1 protein-coding gene is annotated in these 286 nt (G+C 66.4%); it reads left to right on the top strand.

Going from position 1 to position 286, the window contains the following annotated elements:
- Positions 1-18: 18 nt before the first annotated feature.
- On the top strand, positions 19-286 hold a 268-nt coding region (locus GQA99_RS20455; RefSeq protein WP_276615992.1), incomplete at its 3' end, for a YqiA/YcfP family alpha/beta fold hydrolase.

Raw genomic sequence — 286 nt, forward strand, 5'->3', positions numbered from 1 at the left:
CGGCGCGCAGGCTGGAAGATGAAGCCTGGAAGCTGGTACCGTTCGGCTTTCCCTACCGAGTTGAAGCCCATTAGCCCGTTCCCGATGACTGCGACCAGCCCATCCCTGCTGTATATCCACGGCTTCAACAGTTCGCCCGAATCGCACAAGGCGCGCCAGCTGCAGGCGGCTTTCGGCCACTTGGGCCTGGCCGAAGGCCTGCGCGTCCCGGCCCTGCACCATCACCCACGGCAGGCCATCGCCCAGTTGGAGCGGGCCATTGCCGAGCTCGGGCGACCGGTGCTGG

The sequence above is a fragment of the Shewanella litoralis genome (genome assembly GCF_009828585.1).
GTDB lineage: Bacteria > Pseudomonadota > Gammaproteobacteria > Enterobacterales > Shewanellaceae > Shewanella > Shewanella litoralis.